The following is a 20,195-nucleotide window of genomic DNA, read 5'->3' as shown; positions in this document are numbered from 1 at the left end:
GACTTCATAGGACCTTGTTCGAACACGATGCCTCGTCATTGTTGCGTCCGCTCCGACCTCCCCGAGGGACTTTTCCGTCAGAGAGGAACCCCTTGAGAGAGCACCACCAGCTGACCGGCACGATCATCGTCGGTCGGATCGACGCGCATTCGAACACCCACCACGTCGCCGCCCTCGACTCGTCGGGCCGCCGCCTCGGCAGCCAGGAATTCCCCGCCTCGACCCGCGGCTACCAAGATGCGTTGGACTGGCTCGGAAGCTTCGGCGTGATCGACAAGATCGGAATCGAGTCGACGGGATCGTATGCCGCCGGGTTGACCAGGTTCCTCCTCGCCCGCGGCGTGGACATCGTCGAGGTCAACCAGCCTCATCCTCATCTGCGTGCCCGCCGCTGCAAGGACGACGCGATTGATGCTGAGGCGGCGGCGATGAAGGCTCTCTCCGGCCAGGCCGCGGTCGTGCCGAAGAACACCACTGGTGTCGTCGAGTCCATCCGAATCCTCCGGGTCAGCCGGGACTCCGCGATCCGTTCCCGCACCCGCACGCAACTCCAACTCCGTGATCTACTCATCACCGCGCCTGCCGAACTCCGCGAACAGATCACCGAGCGCACCACCGCCGCGCTGATCGAGCGCGGCGCGGGCCTGAGACCAGACCGCGACGACCTCGCCGACCCGTTCCACGCCACGAAGTACTCGCTCCGGACACTCGCGAAGCGCGTTCTGGACCTCACCGCTGAAATCCGTGAGGTCGACGTCGTGTTGGAAGAACTCGTCGCCTGAACGGCGCCCACCCTGATCTCCAAGCTCGCCATCGGCACCGGTCACGCATCGCAATTGCTGATCACCGCGGGGCAAAACATCGACCGACTTCGCTCCGAAGCCGCGTTCGCACGGCTCTGCGGGGTCGCACCCATCCCCGTCTCGTCGGGCAAGACCCAGCGGATGCGTCTGCATCGCGGCGGCGATCGACAAGCCAACGCCGCGCTCCACACGATCGCCGTCTGCCGACTCCGTTACCACGAGCCCACGATCGCCTACGCGCAACGCAGGCTCACCGAGGGACTCTCGAAGAAAGACGTTCTTCGCTGCCTCAAACGCTTCATCGCCCGAGAGGTCTACCACGACCTGAAAACCGACCTCGGCATCACTCGACTTCTATAGGGCCGTCAGCAGGTCAGCCCCGGCCGAAGCCATCAAGAACATCTTCATTGTTGTTCAGACAGTCCCGATTGAACGCCCGAGGCAGTCACTGATTCCTTTATCCCGTTTCCTTCAACGAGTTGCGTCGGGTGATGAGCGTGAGTGCTACTGCTCCGAGGACAGCGAGAATGGCGATCATGGATGCGCCGCAGTAGGCGTATTGGATTCCGGTGCCGATGCCGCTGCCGACCCCGGCGCGTGTGGAGCCGATGGTCATGAGGGTGACGAGGGTCGCGGTGCCGGCGGCGCCGGCGAGCTGTTGCACGGTGGAGAAGGTGGCGCTGCCGTGGGAGTAGAGCTCGGCCGGGAGCGGGCTGAGTGCCGCGGTCATCAGCGGGGTGAAGAGGAAGGCCAGCGCGGCGTGCATCACGGTGAACATGCCCATCGCCAGCAGCGCGGAGCCCTGCTGCGCGAGGGTCACCGCGAAGGCGACCTGAGACAGTGCAAGGAGCACTGCCCCGGGCACGACGAGCGGACCCGCACCGAGCCGGTCATACAGTCGCCCGACGACGGGTGAGAGCACGGCGAGGATGAGGCCGCCGGGCAGCAGCAGCAGGCCGGTGGCAAGTGTGTTGACGCCGAGTGCGTCTTGCAGGTAGAGCGGGAGGACGGTGAGGGTGCCGAACAGGGTCATCGCGATCAGGGCGGTGACGATGATCGCGGCCGCGAACTGGGGTGTGCGGAACGTGCGCAGATCCAGCAGTGCGAGGTCCCGGCGGGCGAGGCGTCGTTGCCGGAGGACGAACACCAGCAGGACGACAATGCCGATGGTGAGGGGGATCCAGGGGGCGATGGGAGCCTCGCCGCTCGCGGACTCGCCGATGCTCGCGAGCCCGAACACGATGCCGCCGAACGCGAGAGCGGAAAGGACGACCGAGAGCACGTCGATCGGGAGCCGACGGGTCTGGGTCACGTTGCGCAGCCGGAAGATGCCCAGCAGGAGCGCGGTGACGGCGATCGGCAGGACCGTCCAGAAGAGGAAGGGCCACTCCGCGACGCTGAGCACCGCCCCCGACACCGCGGGCCCGAGCGCGGGGGCGGCGGAGGTGACGATCGCGATGGTGCCCATGAGCGTGCCGCGGCGCCCTGCCGGCACGGTATGCAGCACGGCCGTCATCAGCAGCGGCATCATCACCGCCGCACCGGAGGCCTGCACGATCCTGCCGGTCAGCAGCATCCCGAAACCCGGCGAGAGCGCAGCGACCAGGGTGCCGATCGTGAACAGCGACATCGCGGTGATGAACACCTGCCGGACGGTGAAGCGCTGCAACAGATAGCCCGAGGTCGGGATCACGATCGCCATCGTGAGCATGTAGCCCGTGGTCAGCCACTGAGCCGTCGCCGCCGTGATCCCGAGATCCTCGATGAGGCTCGCCAGTGCCACGTTCATGATCGTTTCGTTCAACACCACCACGAACGCGGCAACCACCAGCAACCCCAGCACCAGTGCCGTGCCGGGCGCGAGACGCTCGCCGACGGCCGGCGCTGACTCATCCGAGTCGAGCTGCGTTGGGGAGTCCTGGCCGCCGATCACCGGCCCACCACCGTCCCAGTCGTGAACTGCGTCTTCGTCATGGTGTCCTCTCGAGTCCCCACGCCTGCTATCCGGAGTACGACTCCACTATAACCGGAATCAGACTCCGATACGCTTGAGGAGTGAGCAGGAGGAGCAACGATGCCACCCCGTCCCCCGGCAGACGCTGAAGCCGCCGCCCCTCGACGGGCGATGCGAGCCGACGCCCGCCGGAACCGGGAACGGCTGCTCATTGCCGCGCACGAGGTCTTCACCGAGAAGCCGCACGAGGCGTCCATGGACGATGTCGCGAAGCGGGCCGGAGTGGGCACCGGCACCCTCTTCCGCAACTTCCCCACACGCATCGACCTGATCCGAGCCATCTATGAGGAGAACCTCCAACAGCTCGGAGCCCTCGCCGCAGAGATCTCCAGGACGCGGGAGCCGTGGGAGGGGCTCGTCGAGTGGCTGCACGCCTTCGTGGTCTTCTCGCAGATGAACCGGGCGATCATCGGCGAGCTGAACCAGGCCGCCAACCATGACCCTGAGTTCGACCGTCGCACTACCGAGCAGATCGATACCGCGGTCGGCAACGTCCTGAAACGAGCGCACGCCGCACACGCCGTCGATCCCGATCTCACCGCACGCGACCTGGTGCAGCTCATCGGCGGCCTCGTGCTCTTCATGGCCACCGACGACACCCGCAACGACTATCTCCTCGGCCTCATCGTCCGCGGAATCCAGATGCCGTGAGTCGCAGACGACAACGGCGGTCCAACGGATGGCACGCCGCCCGACTAGGAGTGCGGTAGAGCGTGAAGCGCATGCTTGAGCGAGCAGGTCGACCGCACTGACCGTCGTGCCCCGTGTGCACGACGGTGCGATCGATCGTTGACACCAAAACCCTCCTGAACCAACTCCGCTCGGCGCTTCGACGGCGGATACTCTCCCATGCCCGGTCGCCCCCTGGCGGGCGGAGTCTGCGTGTGGAGGGCGGGCAACGCGGTGCCTCACGCACTCTTGGTGCGTCACGCACCCTTCACATCTGGCGCGGCTCGAGCCCAGCTTCGTGCACATATAGATTCCTGGGAATATGCTTACTGCTGATGATGTTGGAGGCGGGTGTGGAGTTCTTCGATCTTCTGGTCGGTGTCGAGACGGCCCTGTGGAACCGGGTGGAGGGTGAGCTTCTGGCCGCGGATCAGGTGGGGTTGGGCACGTGGATGGCGTTGCGTGTCCTGCACCGCCACGGTGGCGGCAGGCGAGTCCGGGACCTTCGCGCGGGGCTGTCGATCACGGTCGGGGCGGCGAGCAAGCTGGTGGACCGGCTGGAGCGTGACGGCCTCGCCGTGCGTCGTCCGCATCCGGACGACCGCAGGTCATCGCTGATCGTGCTCACCGATGCCGGCGAACGTGCCCGCACGGAGGGCGAACGCCTCGCACGCAGGACACTGACGGCTGTGCTCGGCGACACCACGGATGTGGCGGCGGTCACGGCCGCACTGGTGCGCCTCCAGGCGCGCCTCGTGTCGGCTGATGAGGGGGCCTTGGTATGACGCGCATGATGCGGGCGGTCGTTGTCGACGCTCCCGGCCCGCCCGATGTCCTGAACGTGCGAGACATCCCGGTACCGGTCGTCAGGCCGGGTGAGGTGCTGATCCGGGTGAAGGCGTTCGGGTTGAATCGCTCCGAGTTGCACTTCCGGCAGGGTCTCGCCTCCTTCGGCTCGTTCCCCCGTGTCCCGGGCATCGAGGCGACCGGAATCGTCGAGGACGCCCCCGGCGGCGAGTTCTCCCCGGGTGCGCAGGTGGTGACGATGATGGGCGGCATGGGGCGGACGTTCGACGGCGGGTACGCCGAGTACGTCGTCGTGCCAGCCGGACAGGTCATCCCCTTCCATAGCGACCTGCCATGGGGCGCTCTGGGCGCGGTGCCGGAGATGCTGCAAACCGCCCACGGGTCGCTCACCACCGGCCTGCAGGCGCGTGCGGGCGATAGCATCCTGATCCGCGGTGGGACCTCGTCGGTCGGTCTGGCCGCGACGGTGCTCGCGAAACTCGGCGGGATGACGGTGTATGCCACCACCCGCCGCGAAGCTGCCCGAGAACAGATGAAGCGGGTCGGGGTCGATCACGTCCTCATCGACGACGGCGACATCTCCGCCCAGATCCGTCGCGTCCTGCCCGACGGTGTCGACGGGGCGATCGAGCTGGTGGGGGTCAACGTGCTGAGAGACACCCTGCGTGCCGTCCGCATCGGGGGGACGGTGTGCTTCACCGGCATGCTGTCGGATCAGTGGACGATCCCCGACTTCTACCCGATGGACTGGCTCCCCAACGGTGTCCGCCTCAGCGCCTACTCCGGAGAAGCTGCCGACCTGTCCCCGCAGACCCTCCAGCACTACCTGGATGCCGTGCGCGACGGGCGAGCCGTCGTCCCGGTCGGACGCACGTACCGACTCGAGGACATCGTCCACGCCCACCGGGACATGGAAGCCGGGACTGTGGGCGGCAAGGGTGTGGTCGTCCTGTGATGATCCCGCCGCTGGAGATCGCGCACGCCGCCCACCTCGCCCGCCACCCCAAGGAGCGCCCCATGACCATGCCGACGTTCACTTCGCCGTTGACCGAACTGCCAGAGGGGGCACGACTGCGCTCCGTGACCGGACGGCCCGCGCCCATCGCCGGACGCACAGCGCTGCGCGTCGAGCTGACCGATGACATCACCGCGCACGGCACGCCGGGCGTCGACTACGTGGATCAGGCCACGTTCGTCGAACTGCCCGTGACGCTGCGTACCGGGGTGATCGAGGTCGACATCCTCTCCCGTCTCAACGGCAAGACCGACTTCCCCTCCCGCGCGTTCGCCGGCATCGTCTTCCACGTGCAGGAGGACGCCTCCGCGTTCCAATCGGTCTACCTTCGGCCGTTGAACGGCAGGAAGGTCAACCCGCCCACTCCCCGTGACCAGCGGGCGATCCAGTACTTCGCCTACCCGGACTGGCCCTTCGACCGGCTACGCACCGAGCGGCCCGACGGACCCCATGAGGCCGGCGCCGACATCGGCCCCGACGAATGGAACACCCTCCGAGTCGACATCGGCGAAGCCCAGATCACCGCCACCGTCAACGACGTCGAGGTGCTCGACATCGATCGCCCGCTCATACCGCCACACTCAGGAACCGTTGGGCTGTTCGTCGACATCGGCACTGAGGCCTTCTTCTCCCGGCTCACGGTCAGCACCCCGACGTGAGCTCGCACACGCCCCGAACACGCTGACGCAGGCCCCCAGAGATCGCCGCTTCACCAGGGACACCTGGGGGTGTTCACGGAGCTCACGTTCTCACGGTGCTGTGGACTGGTCGAGTAGTTCGGCGACGAGGATCTGGACGCGGTGTCTTATGCCGTCGCGGATGGGGCGCACGGCTTCGATGCTGAGTCCGGCGGGGTCGTCGAGTTGCCAGTCGAGGTAGCGGACGCCGGGATAGTAGGGGCATTCGTCGCCGCAGCCCATCGTGACCACGACCGTGGATGCTTCGACAGCTTCGGGGGTGATGACCCTGGGCTGTGCGCCGGTGATGTCGATGCCATCCTCAGCCATCGCCTCGACCGCGACGGGGTTGACGTGCTCGGCGGGCTGGGAACCGGCGGAGCGGACCTCGATCCGGTCCCCGGCGAACGCTTGCAGGTAACCGGCGGCCATTTGCGACCGGCCCGCGTTGTGGACGCACATGAACAGCACGCTCGGCCGAGTCATGGTCAGCATTCTCCTTCCGCCGGGACTGCCGCCGCGACGGGCGCGAGGCCGACGCTGACCGGCTGGAGCCCGGGCGCGGCGCAGCAGGACCCGGTCGGGGTGCTGGTGTCGAACACGCCGGAGCCGCCGCAGACACCGGTGTCGGGCAGGACCAGCTCGACCCGACTGGCGGCGCCGCGGTCGCCGGCCAGCTCCGCGGCGATGGAGCGGACCTGCTCGTAGCCGGTGAGGGCGAGAAACGTCGGGGCTCTCCCGTAGGACTTCGCGCCGACGATGTAGAAGCCGGGCTCGGGCTGGGCGAGGTCGGCCGCGCCGGTGGCGCGCACGGACCCGCACGAGTGGGTGTTCGGATCGATGTCCGCCGCGATCCGAACCGGGGCTTGCATCCGGTAGTCCAGCTCCAGCCGCACCTCGGAGAGGAACGAAAGGTCGGGCCGGAACCCGGTCAGCACCACGATCCGATCGGCGGGGTCGAGGGTCCGGCCGTCCTCAGCGGCGAGCACCGCCTGGCCGCCGGTGAGGTCGATGCGTTCGGTGCGGAACCCGGTGACGAGGTCGACCAGTTTGTCGGTGACGGCGGCCTTGGCTCGCTGTCCGAGCGCGCCGCGGGCGGGGAGTTCGTCGGCGTCGCCGCCGCCGAAGGTGGTGCCCACGGTGCCGCGCCGCAGCACCCAGGTGATCCGTGTGTCGGGGTGTGCGCGGGCGATCCGGCCCAGCTCGGTGATCGCGGTGGCTGCGGAGTGCCCGTTCCCGACCACGACCACGTGCCGCCCCGCGAGCTCGGCGGCGCCTTCGAACGCGGGGATGCGGTAGGTCAGCAGACCCGCGTCAGCGGCGGCGTGCTCTCCGAGCGCGGGCAGGCCGTCCGCACCCGCGGGGTTCGGTGTGCCCCAGGTGCCGGACGCGTCCATGACCGCGCGAGCCTCGATCCGCGACTCGATGCCGGCGCCATCGCGCACGTGGACGAGGAACGGCTGCTCCGCCCGGCCAGCGTCCACGAGCAAGTCCCGGCCCTTCCGTCCCACGCCGACCACCCGCGCCCCGTAGCGCACCCGGTCGCCGAGTGCCTTCGCGAGGGGCGCGAGGTAGCCGGAGACCCACTCGGCGCCGGTCGGGTACCCCGATGTCGGGGCCGTCCATCCGGTCGGGGCGAGCATCCGGGCAGCGGCGGGGTCGGCCAGCTCGGGCCACTGCGAGAACAGCCGGACGTGCCCCCACTCCGATACCGCCGCCGCAGTGCCATCCCCGGCTTCCAGCACCAGCGGCTCAAGGCCGCGCTCCACCAGGTGCGCCGCTGCCGCAAGCCCCTGCGGGCCCGCGCCGATCACCACCACCGGACGATCCACCGTCACCCGATTCGCCATTACCTGACCCACCTCTCGCATTGAAGACCATCGATGTATTGAGCGTGCTCGATGCATCGACACATGTCAATACGTCTGGCAGGATGGTATGCATGACCACGATCCTCCCGCTGCTCGACCAGGACGCCGGCGCGTGCTGCGCGACCGTGACCGGCGGCGCGCTGGACGAGGCCGACGCGCAGCAGATCGCGAAGGTGTTCAAGGCGCTCGGCGACCCGACCAGGGTGCGGCTGCTGTCGCTGATCGCAGCCAGCACCGACGGTGAGCTGTGCGTGTGTGACCTCACCGACCCGGTGGGGCTGTCTCAACCGACCGTGTCGCATCACATGAAGCAGCTCGTCGACGCGGGACTGGCGACTCGCGAGCAGCGCGGCAAGTGGGCCTACTACCGCGTCACAGGCGGCGCGCTGGAGACCGCGGCCCGGACCCTGCTGCCGCGATGAGCCACATCGTCATCCGCCCGATGATCCCGGCGGACTGGCCCGATGTGGAGCGCATCTACGCCGAGGGCATCGCGACCGGGCACGCCACCTTCGAAGCCGAACCACCCAGCCGGGAAGCGTTCGACACTGGCAAGGTTCCCGTCCCACGGCTGGTCGCCGCCGACGACGCGGGCGCGGTGATCGGGTGGGCCGCCGCCTCTCTGGTGTCGGCCAGGCGCGTATACTGTGGAGTGGTCGAGCACTCCATCTACGTGGCCGATACCGCTCGTGGGCGCGGGGTCGGCGGACGGCTCCTGACCGCGTTCATCGACGCCGCCGACCAGGCAGGCATCTGGACCATCCAGTCCTCGCTGTTCCCCGAGAACACCGCCAGCCTGCGCCTGCACCACCAGCACGGATTCCGCACCGTCGGCACCCGCGAACGCATCGTCCTCATGACCTACGGGCCACTCGCCGGAACCTGGCGAGACACCGTGCTCATCGAACGCCGGCGCACCACGTGAACAGCGCGACCGAACCCACACAGATGAGAGTTCAGGAGTCGGAGCCCCGGCCGAATTGCTGCACGCTCCTGACAGCGCCTAGGCCCGGCAGCACCACGCGACCAACCACGACGAGAGCGTGTCGCGCGAACAAGAGTGACTCGCGGTCAAGTGCGTCAGAGTGCCCGTGGTCCCGATCCGGTCCCGGAAGCCGCGTCTTTTCCTTCAAACTGCGAGCCCCTAGGACAGCAAGAATCAGCACCTCACCAGGTGAAAAATCCAGAACGGGCCCCTACACAACCTGCTCTACGACCGCTGAACCCCCAGGTAGACGGTTCAGCCCAGATCGTTGATTTTCTGGGCTTCTCTGCTACTCAAACGGCCCAGTTTCACGTCATGGATTGCACGGTTTGCATGCATCAGGTCCCGGCCAGGTCCCGGCTCTTGGTAGCCATTGACAGATTCGTCAGGGTTTACGTGGGGTTTACGGAGACACCGCCGAAGGTCTCCGCACTGGGAAGGCGTGCTCCGCGATCGTGGGTCGCGACAGTCGGGACTGCGAACCCTGGACGCGAGCAATCGCCTGTCCCGAATCTCACACTAATCATGCGGCAAGATGAGAGACTTCTTCGCTTCCGGCCCTCCGCCGGTAGCCGACTCTTCTTTGCCCCCCTCATCAACGTTCAACACATTCTCCTTTACGATCGCGCCAGCAACCTGCATGAAAATCCTCACTACGGCCGATAGCTCGAACAATGCATACCACCAAAGCCAAAACGCTAGATAAACCACGAAGTAGTGAAACCAGGCGTCAGAAAACGCAACTCCGAGTGGGATTACTGCGAACCCCGTCCCGAACGCGATCGCCAGAAAAGAAACTAAGACCAGACCGATCTGGATCATTGCCGACCAGGCGAAGGTGAAAAGCAAATTCTGAAAAGCGGAGTACCTGGACCCTTGAGGCTTCAGATTTGACCACCTGCGAACACGTTTATCACCAGGAACACCCAACGCGATACCCGCCCCAGCGATCGCAGCTCCAAAACTCAGCGCAGCATAGAGGAGTGCATAATTCGCTAGGTCCTGAACATACAGTGCACCGAGCGGAATAAATGGCGCTATAAGGCCTGTAACGCATGCGAGAACCAAAGAGACCCAGAGCGCGGGATCCTTCAGGAGTTGTTTACGCCTTCCCCAAACTTCTCCACTCCAGAAACCTTGCGTCCGCTTTTTTCCCATGCCCCACCTCCTTGGTTGCGCGATGAGCAACGGAATTGACTACGCAGTTGCACCTTCGTCTTCTGCGATCATTTCCAAAGAGGACTCCCTGATCGCATCGAGCTCCTCGAACGCGGTAGCTCCTCGCTCAACCTCAACCTGGGTCTTCCTTGCATACCTCTCAAGGTTGATCGTCTTGTTCCCGGCTTCACCGGGAGCTTGGCCGACAACGACGACGTTCTTCAGCGAGGAAATCTTCTTGCGAGCAAGACCCAAAATGTCCTGCACAATACCCTTCTTCTTTGAAAGGCCCTCACCCCTTGGTGCGACAAGTTCAACGCGAGCACTTGCTGCACTGGATTCTTCAGCATATTTATGAATTTCGTTGCTGTCGTCTGACCAGTCCAAGTTGGGCTGGTTAACGGCAACGGTTACCTTCTTGACCGTCTCGAGTTCTTGAACCGCCCTATCAAACTCCTCGGAGGTGACTTGATTGAGGTCGATCGTCAGCCTGTCATAACCGGCATCTCGCCCAAGAGCCTGCAGGTATCGTTCGATGATTGCGGTGGAGACGCCTGGCCGTTTACGTTCAATCGCAACGAGGCGCGAGGTCGTGTTGAAAATCGCCCAGACCGCGACCGCAAATACGCCTTCATCTCGTTCGACCGACTCTTCGGAGCCAGTCCGTTCGTTGTAGAAGACCGGCACCTGATCTTCACTGCCAGAGATGAACCTCAGAGCCGTGACGTCCTCGCTGATGCGGCTGGTCTGCGTCACTGCGACAACCTGTCCGAGCACGACCTTGCGGCTCTCGCGCGCGGAAGCAAGATCTGCGACCACATTCACGAACTCTGGGTAATCAATTACTCCAGACGCGTCTCGACCATGAATCGAGTAAGCCGCGACGCTTCTCATCTGGGTACGTTTTCTAGCCAATTCACTTCCAATCGGTTTGCCCCACGGCGGGGATATACATCAACAGCGATGTACAAGGCACTGCTCGGGCACAAAAGCACCCAGTAAGGCTCATAGTAGCTTTCAGCACTGCCGTGTCATCCTCGCAACATTCGTGATTATTACCGGAGTGAAGCTCGAGCACGCCGGGAACGGGCCTCTGTGTGCATGTTCACTGGAGTTGCGTCGATCACTCGGCGGACCATTTCAGCGATGAATCGGTCGGGTCGTAAATCAACCGGCACCTTGCCCCAAGGAAGGTGCACCGGAGGAAGGCTTGATAGTGCCACCTCGACATCCGACTGCTCGACATGTTCTTCGATGTCGTCGTCTGAGTCTTCGCTGCCGTCGACACCTGCCTCGGCGAGTGGATCTTCGCCATCGCCCTGATCATCATCCGATTCTTCAACGGAGAGGTGACTGCCGTACTCAATGACGATGAGGCAGACCGCGTGGTAGGCGTCATCTTCTCGTCCAAGCTTCTGGAGCAGGTCGATGAGCCATTCCGCCTTGTCGGGCGACTCGTCGAAGATGGTTGATCGGAGCCCGTAGACGAAGCCGAGTGCGGCGAGAGGGTGGCGGAGACGGAGGTTCTTCGCATCGCCGTATGATTCTTCGACCCGGTTGGCAGCGTTCTTGCCGAAGCTGGAGTCCATCCGTTTTGTGCTTATGAGGAGCTCTGGTCCTGCTGCCCAGTTCGACATGACGACGTCGACCTGCTTGAGATAGTTCTTGCCAAGGATGTTCGCCGAGGAGGCAGCTGCTCCGGTGGGTGGTGTCTTTGCCTGAAGTCTCTTCCAGAGCGCATCGCGTTCCTTGGCTGTGACCTTGTTGAGCAGGCTCACGATGGGGCCAGGCAAGATTCGCGGTGCCGAAGGACGCGGCCAAGCGGCATCGGCATCGAACCCGGAGCGACGGAGCTCATACGAAAGCCAGACGTCCAACGCGAGAGCGGGTACGCCCGTCGTGGTGGGGGCTTTCAGGTAGAGCGGGACTCCGAGAAGCTTGATGAGCGTGTCGTAGTCGGGCTCATAAGAGAGAGCTCCACCCTCGTCTTTGACCCAAGGGTTGCTGTGCTCCCCGCTGGGGGCGGCATCAGCGACGATGCGATCAAAAATCGCCCACGCTTTCGCCTTTGTCGATGGTTCAGTGGCCACTTCGTCCCCTTGCTTGGCGTCGGCCAGCCAAGGCGGCGTGGGCGTCTCGCACATGGTCGAGTTCGGATTCTGTAACGAGCTCGGGATCCACGAGCAGGACGTCGTCGACGAGTTTGACTGCTGCGATGAGGTCTCCTTGTTGGAGGAGCTTCGTGACGTCCTGCTTGATGAGACGCAGTTGCTCGGCGCGAGCTTGTACGTGTGCGGGTGAGGGCATGGCCCAGACGTCGGCCTCGCGTGGCTCGAGCTTGAGAATCCCTCCCCCATACGCGCGTCCCACCATTTCGGCGTTGAGAAGAGTGACCGAGTTGAGGCTCGCGATAGGCAGGAGGTCGCGCCCCAGCTCCCGGTTTTGCTCGTCGAGGTAGACACCGTGGACGGAGTTGAGGTGGTGCGCGCCTGCGGTGTTTGTCGTGAGTCTCGGGGTGTCGGCGTTCATGCATGTCAGCAGCAAGTCGGCGGGTGGCAGCAGCGGCACTCGATACCACGGGTTCCGCACCCGGCACTTGTATGCTTCGTCGACACCCGCGAGATGTCCGGTGTCGATGTATGCCTGGGCAGCTGGAGACGGCCTGTCGGCTGGGCGGAACAGCCAGGTAGATTTGCCTTGCTGCCCGAGCTTGATCATCGCGCTGCTGGAGAGTTCAAGGCCTCTGAGATGGGAGCTGCCTGGCGGCGAGAGCCGCACGAGGTCTTTGCGAGGAATACCGAGCTCTTTGACTCGTGCCGGTGAGAGTGCGAAGTACCGGTTATTGCCAGTGACCATTCCAAGAGTGGTGTCACCCCAGGTGTCAAGGCTCGTGAAATGGCCTTCTGCTCGGAGCGTGCGAAGGGGCTCCACCGCGTCAGGGTCTACCAACAGTCCCGTCCACTTCGCTGATGGATCTGTAGGTTTCCAGGTAAGCGAACCACTCAGAGACGCGAGAGCATCGGCGTCTTGAGCCTGGTAGATCGTCGCGTGATCAGTGGGACCTTCGTTAAACCCGTCTGCGAGGAGCAGCACGACATCGGCTTCCGCTTCGGGAAAAACCTGTTCGGCGAACAGAACGAGTTCAACGCTGCGGAATCGGTCGAAGAGGAACTGTCGAACAGCCGCCGCGTAGTTCACGCTGAGAAGTTCTGCGGGGAGTACGAGCCCCATCCGCCCGCCGTCCTTCAGGAAGAGGGCGGAGTGGACCGTGAACGCGGCCCAGCTTGATGCCAGCGCGGTCAGAGAGACCCCGGCTTTCAGGGCTGCTGCGCGTGATCTGGTTCGAGACTCGCCGGTGAAGTCCTGGTAGCGGATGTAGGGCGGATTGCCGACCACGACGGAGTAACGGGCTTCTGGTTCGACGAGGAAGAAGTCGCTCACCGTGATGTTCGGGCTGCCCCCGGCTTCCTCAACCCGACGGTGCGCGACTGCGGCGCTGTGCTCGTGGATCTCCACGCCGTCGACGGCGGGCGTGTCAGCGCCGTGCTCGTGGAGGCGGCGCACTGCTTGGACGAGGAACGCCGCATCACCAGCGGAGGGTTCGAGGACGGTGTCCGTTGAGCTTCGGATCGCCCAGTCGGTCACATAGCGCGTTATCGCATCGGGCGTGAAGAACGCGCCGCGAGCTTTGCGTAGTTCTGCCGTGTCGGCAGGAGGTGCGGCGGTTTCAAGCATGCCTCCATTCTGTCGTACACCCCCGACAGACACGGGGATGCTACCCAGCATGGCGTGCTCTCCCCCACCGAAACCGCCAGGTCGCGTGGCGAGACACGCCGTCTCGCGCCCTGGCCGCGGTCTGCCGTGCCGTCACGCTGGTCTTCCGAACGCTTGCTCCAGGAAGTCCGCGGTGATCGGGTTCACGGTCTCGTTGCGACGGATGTAGTGCTCGCGAGTGATCGAGGGGTCGCTATGCCCGAGGAGCTCGGAGGCGAGCTGTAGCCCCCCGATCTCGTTGATCGCGGTCGCTGCGGTGCGGCGGAATCGGTGCGGGGTGACGTCAGTAACCCCGGCTTTCTCCATCACGTCGCGAAGCTGCCTGCGGATGTTGTTGGTCGTGTGTGGTGTCCCGATGCGGGTGGAGAACAGCAACGCGTCTGGGTGGGTGAAACGAATCTTGCGGAGGCGCTCCTGGATCGCTCGGAGCGCGAAGCCGGGCAGGGCGACGCGACGGACGGATCGGGCTGTCTTGGGGTGATCCTGCCGGTGCGTGTGTTCTTCCTTCCGGCTGACGATCGTTCCGGAGATCCGTAGCGACGGGATCGGGGGCTCGAGGTCGAGGTCTCCGAGGCGTATCGCGAGGAGCTCGCCGATGCGTGCTGAGGTGCCGAGCATGACTTCCACGATCTGGCCGAGTTGCCCGTCCGGTTTCGGACCCGACTTGATCGGGCGCTGTTCCCAAGCGCTGATGCCTGCGCGGATGGCTTTGAGATCGTCCCAGGTGAACACGTCAGGGATGCGTGCGGGGCGTCGGAGACGGGAGACATGATCCATCGGGTTGCGCGGAAGAATCTCGTGCCGAACGGCGAGGCCGAGCGCGAGGCGGAGGACGACTCGGGCTTGGCGTGCGCGGTTGTAGCTCTGCTTCGCGAGCTGCTTGAGGAAGTAGTCGCAGCGGGCCACCCCGATCTCCCGAAGTGTGACGTCCTTGAAGAAGGGTAGAACGAGGGTGCGCATGTTGCGCTCGTACAGCAGCCTCGTCGTTGGCGAGAGACGATCTTCGAGATCCATGTCTTCGAGCCAATAAGACACAAGCGCAGGAAAGGAACTGTCTGCGCTCATCCCGGAGAAGCCTGGGTGGAAGAGGTCACGTTCAACGAGTTTCTTCTTCAGCGACCGTTCTGCGGCGGGCCGGGTCGCACCGGTGACCTGGACGTGTCGACTTTTGCCATCCCAGTCGCGGTACCGGGTGCGGGCGACGTAACGTCCGCCGTCTGTGCGGCGAGTGCTGATGATGCCGAAGGTTCCGATCGGGGTGCGAGGTCTAGCCACGGATGGCCACCTCCATTGTGGAGTTGATGCGGAAGGAGACGGCGTGGTGGTCGCTGTGGAGTTGTTGGTGCATCCGTCCAGTCTGGCGAGTGAGAAACGCCCCCTCGCGTAAGGGAGCCCTGGTTCAGCGGAGTTGTCCTCGAAGTGCTCGCAGTAACGTTTCTTTTATGGATGGGGATCTTGAGGCGATGTACCGGATCCGTCTGCGATCGCTCATGTGGGCGGCGGGCTTGTTGAAGGAGCTGCGCCACTCTCGTGATGTCGAGGCTGTGGCGGTTGCCGCGAACTGGGGTCTCGACGCTGCATACGACCTCTTCGAGGCATACATCATTGCCAAGGACATCCAGAAGAACATGAAGCAAGACGACGCTCTGCTCGCGTCGACTGCAGGCGAGGTGGTCGGTGGGCTGATGTTCGTGCGCGGGGAGAAGACGCATCGTGCGAGGCGTGTTGATGCTCCCAGCCCTTTCAAGGATTTGCCGTACGACTTCGCCGGGCTGACTGACTGGACGTGGTCCAAGCTCACGACCAGGCCGACTGCCAGTCGTTACACTCAGCGGGCAGAGTGGTACCAGCGGCACGTCCAGGACCGGCCTCTATGGGCGCCACTTGAATCTGCCGAGTATTGGTTTCTCAAGAACTGGCCAACCGAAGTCCCTCGCTCCGAGAGCATCGAAACTCCTGACTGGGTGGATGGCGTGCGCCCGTTCTACGACTCGGGTTCGGACGCATAAAACTGTGGCCGGGTACAGAAAGCCGCGGTGAAAACTGCCGCACTACACGGGCTTGGTGTGCCCGGCGCTGCCGTGCACTCGCATCTCACGCACCCGCGCACGAACCAGCAGCACGAGGCTCCACGGACCGAAGAAGAGGAACTTCAGCCCGTTCCACAGAGCGAGGAAGAACATGGGGTGGAGCCATTTGCTCCATCCCTGCTCGATGAGGCCGGTGCAGGTGGCGGCGATGAGGAGGTAGACGACACCGAGGAGCATCGCGGGGACACCCCATTTCAGTCCGGTTCTGGTGCGGAGCCGGTCGAGGAGAATGTTGGTGGGCATCCAGCGGCGCAAGAAGACGCGGGTGTGGATGCTGGCGTTCCAGAGCCTGTTCAGGAGCATGATGTGGGCCTCACTTTCGCACGCAGGACTATTGCGGTGTGGCTGGTCCTGAGTGGTTGAGTGCCCGAGATTCTTCTCGAACGGTCTGCGTCGCCCCTTGTAGATCCTGGGGGCTTGGCGTGTGGTTGCTCCTGCCACCATCAGGATACCGGCGACCGCTCAGCAACGGAAGCACAATCCACGCCGGGCGGTCGGTGACGATCACAAGGTTCGGCCGCTGCGCCTGTGCGGAGCTCCGGGTGCCGTGTCGTGCGGGTCGGGCTGGTGGTTCGTGATGAGTCCGCGGGTGCGTTCGTAGTCGACCCTCTGCGCGTCATCACTGGGCACGGGTCCAAGAGGGGTGGTGGAGGTGATGCCCCACCGGTCGCGATACGCGACGACCGCACGCACCGCTCCAGCTTGCGCTTCCGGGGCGAGATCGCTGAGGGTCTCCAGCCAGGGCGCAGCTTGTTCGATCGCCTTCGCGGTGAGCGTGTCGAGGCGTTGGTTCATGAGCTGTTCCCGTTCGTGGAGCGCTTGCCGCATGGCCGGGTCGGTGATGCCGGTCGCGCGCGGGACGAGGCCGGCGATCAGTGACCCCCGACGAGTTGAGGGCTGGTAGGTGGCGGCGACCTTCTGGATCCGGTACCGCAGCAGCGAGCCGAGGTCCTCCACCCCGTCGAGGCCGCCGGCGCGGGTGATGCGTGGCAGGAGATCGTCGATGTCGTGGCCGTCTGCTTCGAGGCGGCGCAGTTCGGTGGTGAGGATCCCGAACGACTCTGCCTCGACAAGTTCGTCGATCGTCTGTGGGGTGAGGCCGCCGTGTTCGAGGAGGGTAACCCACCGGTCCTGCTGCGCTTCCTGGGCGATGGTGTCGTACTCGGCAGCCAGTTGGCCGAGTGACCCCCAAATGTCCTGCTCCGCGGTGATGGTCTCGTGTGCGGACTGCTCGGCACCGACGTGCTGCAGGATGCTGTAGAGGATGCTCCGAGCAGTCATCTGCAGGTCATCCCGATGCTGGTGTTCTTCGAGGTGATGCTCGTCGGTCGCGATGTAGGCCCGGTTGGACTCCCGGCCGCGGGTCATCGCCACATACAGGGACTCGCGGGTCATCTCGGGTGAGTGCACGATCGCGTGCGCGGTATCGACGGTGGAGCCCTGCGCACGGTGGGCGGTGATCGCGTATCCCAGCTCCACGTTCGCGGCAACGTATGCAGCGGGCAGCGTGATGGTGGTCCGCCACTTCGAGTGGGCGCGGCGGACGGTCAGGGAACCATCGTCGTGAGCTTGGGTGACGGTCCACCGGTCGCCGTTCTTCACCCACCCGCGGCCCAGCGAGAGTCGCCGATCGTTCTTCCGGGTGATGACCAGGTCGCCACGGGAAGCCTCGTTCCCGTCATGGAGCCGTACGCCGTCGAGGGCGACGTCACCGGCGAGAATGCGGTCGGTGCGGGCGCGGGTGTTGAGCTCGGAGACGGTGTCGAGGGTCTCCGCAATCAACACCGATGCTTTCCCTTCGGCTTGGTCGGCGCGCCACGCCTGGTATGCCTGTTCGAGGATGTCCTCGTAGCCGCCTGGGGTGATGCGGTCGTGGTCGAGGTAGGTGTCGATGACGTCGGTGTCGCCGATGCGCAGGCCGAGGGAGGCGTGTTTCTCCCACTCGTTGCGGAACCGGCGCACATCATTCAGCTCCGGGGTATCGTCCCGGTCGCGGACGACCATTCCGAACGCCCCACCCGCATCCACGGCCGCGAGCTGCGCCCAGTCGCCGACAAGGAGTACCTTCGCGCCGGCCTCGGTGGCGTGGGTGGTGATGGTGTCGAGGGCGAGGGTTCCGGCGAGGGAGGCTTCGTCGATGATGACGAGTTGACCGGGTGTGAGGTTCCAGTTGCCGTGGCGGTGTTCGTGGAGCCACTTCGCCGTGTTCTCCGTCGAGATCCCCAAATCCCCGGCCAGGACATCAGCGGCAGCAGCAGACGGTGCCAGACCGATCACGGAGCCAGTGCCGTGGCGTTTCTCCCACGCCCGCCGCAACGCGGACATCGTCGTGGTCTTCCCCGTCCCCGCGGGGCCGACGAGGACGTCAAGGGTACGGGCAGAGACGCCGATCTTCGCGATCGCCCGCTCCTGATCCGGTGACAACGTGTGGCCGTCTCGGTTCTTCCTCCGCGCGGCCTGCTCGACCCACGTGAGGGGCACGGTCGGAGCGCTCCTGTTGTTCGACGCGGTGAGGAGGCGGTCTTCGGCAGCGAGCAGCTGTTCGGAGGAGAACACGGTCGCTGCTTTCGGGCGGAACACGCTCGTCCCGTCCATGCGGCGGAAGTTCGGCGGGCTCGACGCCAGCTCCGGCGGAGTCAGCCGCAGAGACGCGCTTTCTGCGGCGTCGACGATCTGCTGAGTGATGTGGTCGCGGTCGGTCGCGGACGCGAACCGGAGTCCCATCGTCTGCCGGACAACCTCCGCATGCAGGTTCCATCGTTTCCACGTCGCCCGCCGATCACTCACCCGCGCCACCACGACCTCGGCAACCTGATCGAGATCGCCGAGAGGGATGTCGTCCGCGCGCAGCAGCGGCTCCCCAACGCTCCCGGTCAGCAGCGTTGTGGCCCACGTCGGAGCATCCTCCCCGAGAAGCTCGGTCGCACGCTTACGCCAGCCGGTGGTGAGGCCGCTCAGCGAGTGGTGATGCTTCGGGGGCCGGGTCTCCAAAGTGGCCTGTTGCCGGAACTGCCACAGCAACTTCGGCGACGGCTGCCGCCCATGCTTGGCCACGTAGTCGGCGACGAGGCGGTCCTTGACCTGCTCGATATCACGGGTGCGGGACGAGAACTCATCCATCAGCTCCTGCGGCACACCGGCGATCTCCCACGCCGTCGACCTGCCCGCACCCCGCTCGCGCACCTCCCATCCCACGCCGAGCACCTGGGTGAGATGGTCGGAGAGGACCGCGTTGTAATGCTCCGACAGCCCCGTCACCGCAGCATGGATCGCCCGAGAGTCGAGGGTCCGCCACTTCCAGTCATGAACGGCCTGCACCCGATTCGCGATCACCACATGGGTGTGGAGCTGCGGATCCGATGCTCTGGAGTCGTAGTGGTCGTACGCTGCCGCGATCACACCCTGGACTTCGACCTGGGCGACTGCGCCCCGCGGCCCTTTCGCGCCGATCCGGGTCATCGCGACATCACGCTCGAACAGCTCAATCACATCTTGGATCGCCGCGTGATGAGCCTGGGTGATCAGCGCCTGCGTGCCTACGTCAGCGACCGCCCACAGCGTGGAGACGGACTTCGGAACCGAGAACGTCAGATCGAATCCCGCCACCGGCGCGCCCGTTGGCTTCGCCGCTTCCTCGGCCTCGATCAGCGCGGTCTGGGTCGCACGCTCCTCGTCAGTAAGCGAGTCAGAGAGCTTGCCTTGTCGACGATCGACACGTTCCGCTGCGGTCGCGAACTTCCGGTACGGACGCCCCAGCTGCTCACCGCTGTTCGGGTCCTGCCCGTGGCCCATCAGCCGCCGCAACTGCTCCTCACTCACGAGGGCACCAGCGGCAATGTCGCCCGAGAGACCAGGAAGCCCAGCCCCAATCCAGGCGCCAGAGGGTGTTCCCGACTCGAGGTAGTACCTCGTCAGCACGGAGGCGGCGTCACGGTCGCCGTCTCCGGTGACGACAGAGTTCAGCAGGTACCGGTATCCATCACCGGCCGTCATCACCCTGATCGACACCGTCACACCCCTCAGGTACGCGACGACTCTTCCGCTGACTACGCCGAAGACGGCGGTGTCCCTTGCGACGCATGCCGCACAGAGTTTCATGCCGACAGCGCTCTTCGGAGAAGCGACGGCATGCGCCTGGTCCATAGCCGCGAGCAGGGGTGGCACCCGCTGCATGCTGCTTGGTTGTGATTTCACCTCCGCGGGTAGCCCTGCGTGCTGTCTTGTTCGTGAGCGGAGGAGACGAGTAGCGGCGTGGGCGATCTTCACCTGCTCCGGAACTCTCCGGTGTGATGGACAGCTCGCGGCCGTTGAGCGCGTTCCGTGTCAGCGCAC

General features: G+C 64.9%; 19 protein-coding genes. 9 read left to right on the top strand and 10 right to left on the bottom strand.

Translation table 11 applies throughout. From position 1 onward, the window contains the following. The first annotated feature begins 92 nt into the window (after positions 1–92). Together FB560_RS20890 and FB560_RS20885 are read left to right on the top strand one after the other, a co-directional pair. Positions 93–782, top strand: a complete 690-nt coding sequence (locus FB560_RS20890) for an IS110 family transposase (protein ID WP_229673390.1) — start codon at positions 93–95, stop codon at positions 780–782. 12 nt (positions 783–794) lie between these two features. After that, positions 795–1,163, top strand: coding sequence for a transposase (locus tag FB560_RS20885; RefSeq protein ID WP_325058560.1), 369 nt, complete (start codon positions 795–797; stop codon positions 1,161–1,163). A 97-nt stretch (positions 1,164–1,260) separates the two neighbouring features. On the opposite strand, the gene FB560_RS05750 is transcribed toward FB560_RS20885, so the two are convergent. Beyond that, complete coding sequence (locus FB560_RS05750; protein ID WP_141871482.1) at positions 1,261–2,736, bottom strand: DHA2 family efflux MFS transporter permease subunit; 1,476 nt, start codon at positions 2,734–2,736, stop codon at positions 1,261–1,263. Between the two features lie 141 nt (positions 2,737–2,877). Here FB560_RS05750 and FB560_RS05745 point away from each other — a divergent pair, with 141 nt between their 5' ends. The 4 genes from FB560_RS05745 to FB560_RS05730 all read left to right on the top strand — a co-directional run bounded on the left by FB560_RS05745 (position 2,878) and on the right by FB560_RS05730 (position 5,967). Then, the gene (locus tag FB560_RS05745) at positions 2,878–3,468 is read left to right on the top strand and encodes a TetR/AcrR family transcriptional regulator (protein ID WP_141871481.1); all 591 of its coding nucleotides are present in this window, start codon (positions 2,878–2,880) and stop codon (positions 3,466–3,468) included. A gap of 353 nt (positions 3,469–3,821) precedes the next feature. Then, on the top strand, positions 3,822–4,271 hold the full coding sequence (locus FB560_RS05740; protein WP_141871480.1) for a MarR family winged helix-turn-helix transcriptional regulator: 450 nt from the start codon (positions 3,822–3,824) through the stop codon (positions 4,269–4,271). Then, complete coding sequence (locus tag FB560_RS05735; RefSeq protein WP_141871479.1) at positions 4,268–5,248, top strand: zinc-binding alcohol dehydrogenase family protein; 981 nt, start codon at positions 4,268–4,270, stop codon at positions 5,246–5,248. The genes FB560_RS05740 and FB560_RS05735 overlap by 4 nt, the downstream gene beginning before the upstream one ends. Positions 5,249–5,310: 62 nt before the next feature. Continuing rightward, positions 5,311–5,967, top strand: a complete 657-nt coding sequence (locus FB560_RS05730; RefSeq protein WP_211349948.1) for a family 16 glycoside hydrolase — start codon at positions 5,311–5,313, stop codon at positions 5,965–5,967. A 90-nt stretch (positions 5,968–6,057) separates the two neighbouring features. On the opposite strand, the gene FB560_RS05725 is transcribed toward FB560_RS05730, so the two are convergent. Both FB560_RS05725 and FB560_RS05720 read right to left on the bottom strand, forming a co-directional pair. Then, positions 6,058–6,480 carry an arsenate reductase ArsC gene (locus tag FB560_RS05725; protein WP_141871478.1) on the bottom strand — a complete coding sequence of 141 codons (423 nt, stop codon included), beginning with the start codon at positions 6,478–6,480 and terminating at the stop codon, positions 6,058–6,060. After that, complete coding sequence (locus FB560_RS05720; protein WP_141871477.1) at positions 6,474–7,835, bottom strand: NAD(P)-binding domain-containing protein; 1,362 nt, start codon at positions 7,833–7,835, stop codon at positions 6,474–6,476. The genes FB560_RS05725 and FB560_RS05720 overlap by 7 nt, the downstream gene beginning before the upstream one ends. A gap of 92 nt (positions 7,836–7,927) precedes the next feature. Between FB560_RS05720 and FB560_RS05715 the strand changes: the two genes are divergently transcribed. Continuing rightward, the gene (locus FB560_RS05715) at positions 7,928–8,278 is read left to right on the top strand and encodes an ArsR/SmtB family transcription factor (RefSeq protein ID WP_141871476.1); all 351 of its coding nucleotides are present in this window, start codon (positions 7,928–7,930) and stop codon (positions 8,276–8,278) included. Next, on the top strand, positions 8,275–8,781 hold the full coding sequence (locus tag FB560_RS05710; RefSeq protein ID WP_141871475.1) for a GNAT family N-acetyltransferase: 507 nt from the start codon (positions 8,275–8,277) through the stop codon (positions 8,779–8,781). The genes FB560_RS05715 and FB560_RS05710 overlap by 4 nt, the downstream gene beginning before the upstream one ends. A 579-nt stretch (positions 8,782–9,360) precedes the next feature. On the opposite strand, the gene FB560_RS05705 is transcribed toward FB560_RS05710, so the two are convergent. The 5 genes from FB560_RS05705 to FB560_RS05685 all read right to left on the bottom strand — a co-directional run bounded on the left by FB560_RS05705 (position 9,361) and on the right by FB560_RS05685 (position 14,838). Next, positions 9,361–9,999, bottom strand: a complete 639-nt coding sequence (locus tag FB560_RS05705) for a hypothetical protein (RefSeq protein WP_141871474.1) — start codon at positions 9,997–9,999, stop codon at positions 9,361–9,363. A 39-nt stretch (positions 10,000–10,038) separates the two neighbouring features. Then, a complete protein-coding gene (locus FB560_RS05700) occupies positions 10,039–10,824 on the bottom strand; it encodes a hypothetical protein (RefSeq protein ID WP_141871473.1) in 786 nt (261 codons plus the stop codon). 230 nt (positions 10,825–11,054) lie between these two features. After that, positions 11,055–12,089, bottom strand: coding sequence for a hypothetical protein (locus FB560_RS05695; protein ID WP_141871472.1), 1,035 nt, complete (start codon positions 12,087–12,089; stop codon positions 11,055–11,057). Next, positions 12,079–13,734 carry an HsdM family class I SAM-dependent methyltransferase gene (locus tag FB560_RS05690; protein WP_141871471.1) on the bottom strand — a complete coding sequence of 552 codons (1,656 nt, stop codon included), beginning with the start codon at positions 13,732–13,734 and terminating at the stop codon, positions 12,079–12,081. Before FB560_RS05690 ends, FB560_RS05695 begins: the two co-directional genes overlap by 11 nt. A gap of 132 nt (positions 13,735–13,866) precedes the next feature. Continuing rightward, positions 13,867–14,838, bottom strand: a complete 972-nt coding sequence (locus tag FB560_RS05685; protein ID WP_267901900.1) for a tyrosine-type recombinase/integrase — start codon at positions 14,836–14,838, stop codon at positions 13,867–13,869. Between the two features lie 377 nt (positions 14,839–15,215). On the opposite strand from FB560_RS05685, the gene FB560_RS05680 reads away from it, so the two are divergent. Continuing rightward, positions 15,216–15,782 (top strand): hypothetical protein, encoded by a 567-nt coding sequence (locus FB560_RS05680; protein WP_141871469.1) that lies wholly within the window; start codon positions 15,216–15,218, stop codon positions 15,780–15,782. Positions 15,783–15,824: 42 nt separating this feature from the next. Here the strand turns inward: FB560_RS05680 and FB560_RS05675 are convergent, their stop codons facing one another. Further along, complete coding sequence (locus tag FB560_RS05675) at positions 15,825–16,166, bottom strand: hypothetical protein (RefSeq protein WP_141871468.1); 342 nt, start codon at positions 16,164–16,166, stop codon at positions 15,825–15,827. Positions 16,167–16,367: 201 nt separating this feature from the next. After that, positions 16,368–19,871: a MobF family relaxase gene (gene mobF, locus FB560_RS05670; protein WP_229673396.1), complete on the bottom strand. Its 3,504-nt coding sequence runs from the start codon at positions 19,869–19,871 to the stop codon at positions 16,368–16,370. Positions 19,872–20,195: the final 324 nt, after the last annotated feature.

This window comes from Microbacterium saperdae (genome assembly GCF_006716345.1).
GTDB lineage: Bacteria > Actinomycetota > Actinomycetes > Actinomycetales > Microbacteriaceae > Microbacterium > Microbacterium saperdae.
The sequence above is the reverse complement of the archived record's forward strand: the minus strand, read 5'-3'. Positions and strand labels throughout refer to the sequence as shown.

Excerpts from the sequence above, each read along its gene's own strand:
- FB560_RS05745 (WP_141871481.1), top strand. The coding sequence starts at position 2,878 with ATGCCACCCCGTCCCCCGGCAGACGCTGAAGCCGCCGCCCCTCGACGG.
- FB560_RS05740 (WP_141871480.1), top strand. The coding sequence starts at position 3,822 with ATGATGTTGGAGGCGGGTGTGGAGTTCTTCGATCTTCTGGTCGGTGTC.
- FB560_RS05735 (WP_141871479.1), top strand. The coding sequence starts at position 4,268 with ATGACGCGCATGATGCGGGCGGTCGTTGTCGACGCTCCCGGCCCGCCC.
- FB560_RS05730 (WP_211349948.1), top strand. The coding sequence starts at position 5,311 with ATGACCATGCCGACGTTCACTTCGCCGTTGACCGAACTGCCAGAGGGG.
- FB560_RS05725 (WP_141871478.1), bottom strand. The coding sequence starts at position 6,480 with ATGCTGACCATGACTCGGCCGAGCGTGCTGTTCATGTGCGTCCACAAC.
- FB560_RS05720 (WP_141871477.1), bottom strand. The coding sequence starts at position 7,835 with ATGGCGAATCGGGTGACGGTGGATCGTCCGGTGGTGGTGATCGGCGCG.
- FB560_RS05715 (WP_141871476.1), top strand. The coding sequence starts at position 7,928 with ATGACCACGATCCTCCCGCTGCTCGACCAGGACGCCGGCGCGTGCTGC.
- FB560_RS05710 (WP_141871475.1), top strand. The coding sequence starts at position 8,275 with ATGAGCCACATCGTCATCCGCCCGATGATCCCGGCGGACTGGCCCGAT.
- FB560_RS05705 (WP_141871474.1), bottom strand. The coding sequence starts at position 9,999 with ATGGGAAAAAAGCGGACGCAAGGTTTCTGGAGTGGAGAAGTTTGGGGA.
- FB560_RS05690 (WP_141871471.1), bottom strand. The coding sequence starts at position 13,734 with ATGCTTGAAACCGCCGCACCTCCTGCCGACACGGCAGAACTACGCAAA.
- FB560_RS05685 (WP_267901900.1), bottom strand. The coding sequence starts at position 14,838 with ATGAGCGCAGACAGTTCCTTTCCTGCGCTTGTGTCTTATTGGCTCGAA.
- FB560_RS05680 (WP_141871469.1), top strand. The coding sequence starts at position 15,216 with ATGGATGGGGATCTTGAGGCGATGTACCGGATCCGTCTGCGATCGCTC.
- FB560_RS05675 (WP_141871468.1), bottom strand. The coding sequence starts at position 16,166 with ATGCTCCTGAACAGGCTCTGGAACGCCAGCATCCACACCCGCGTCTTC.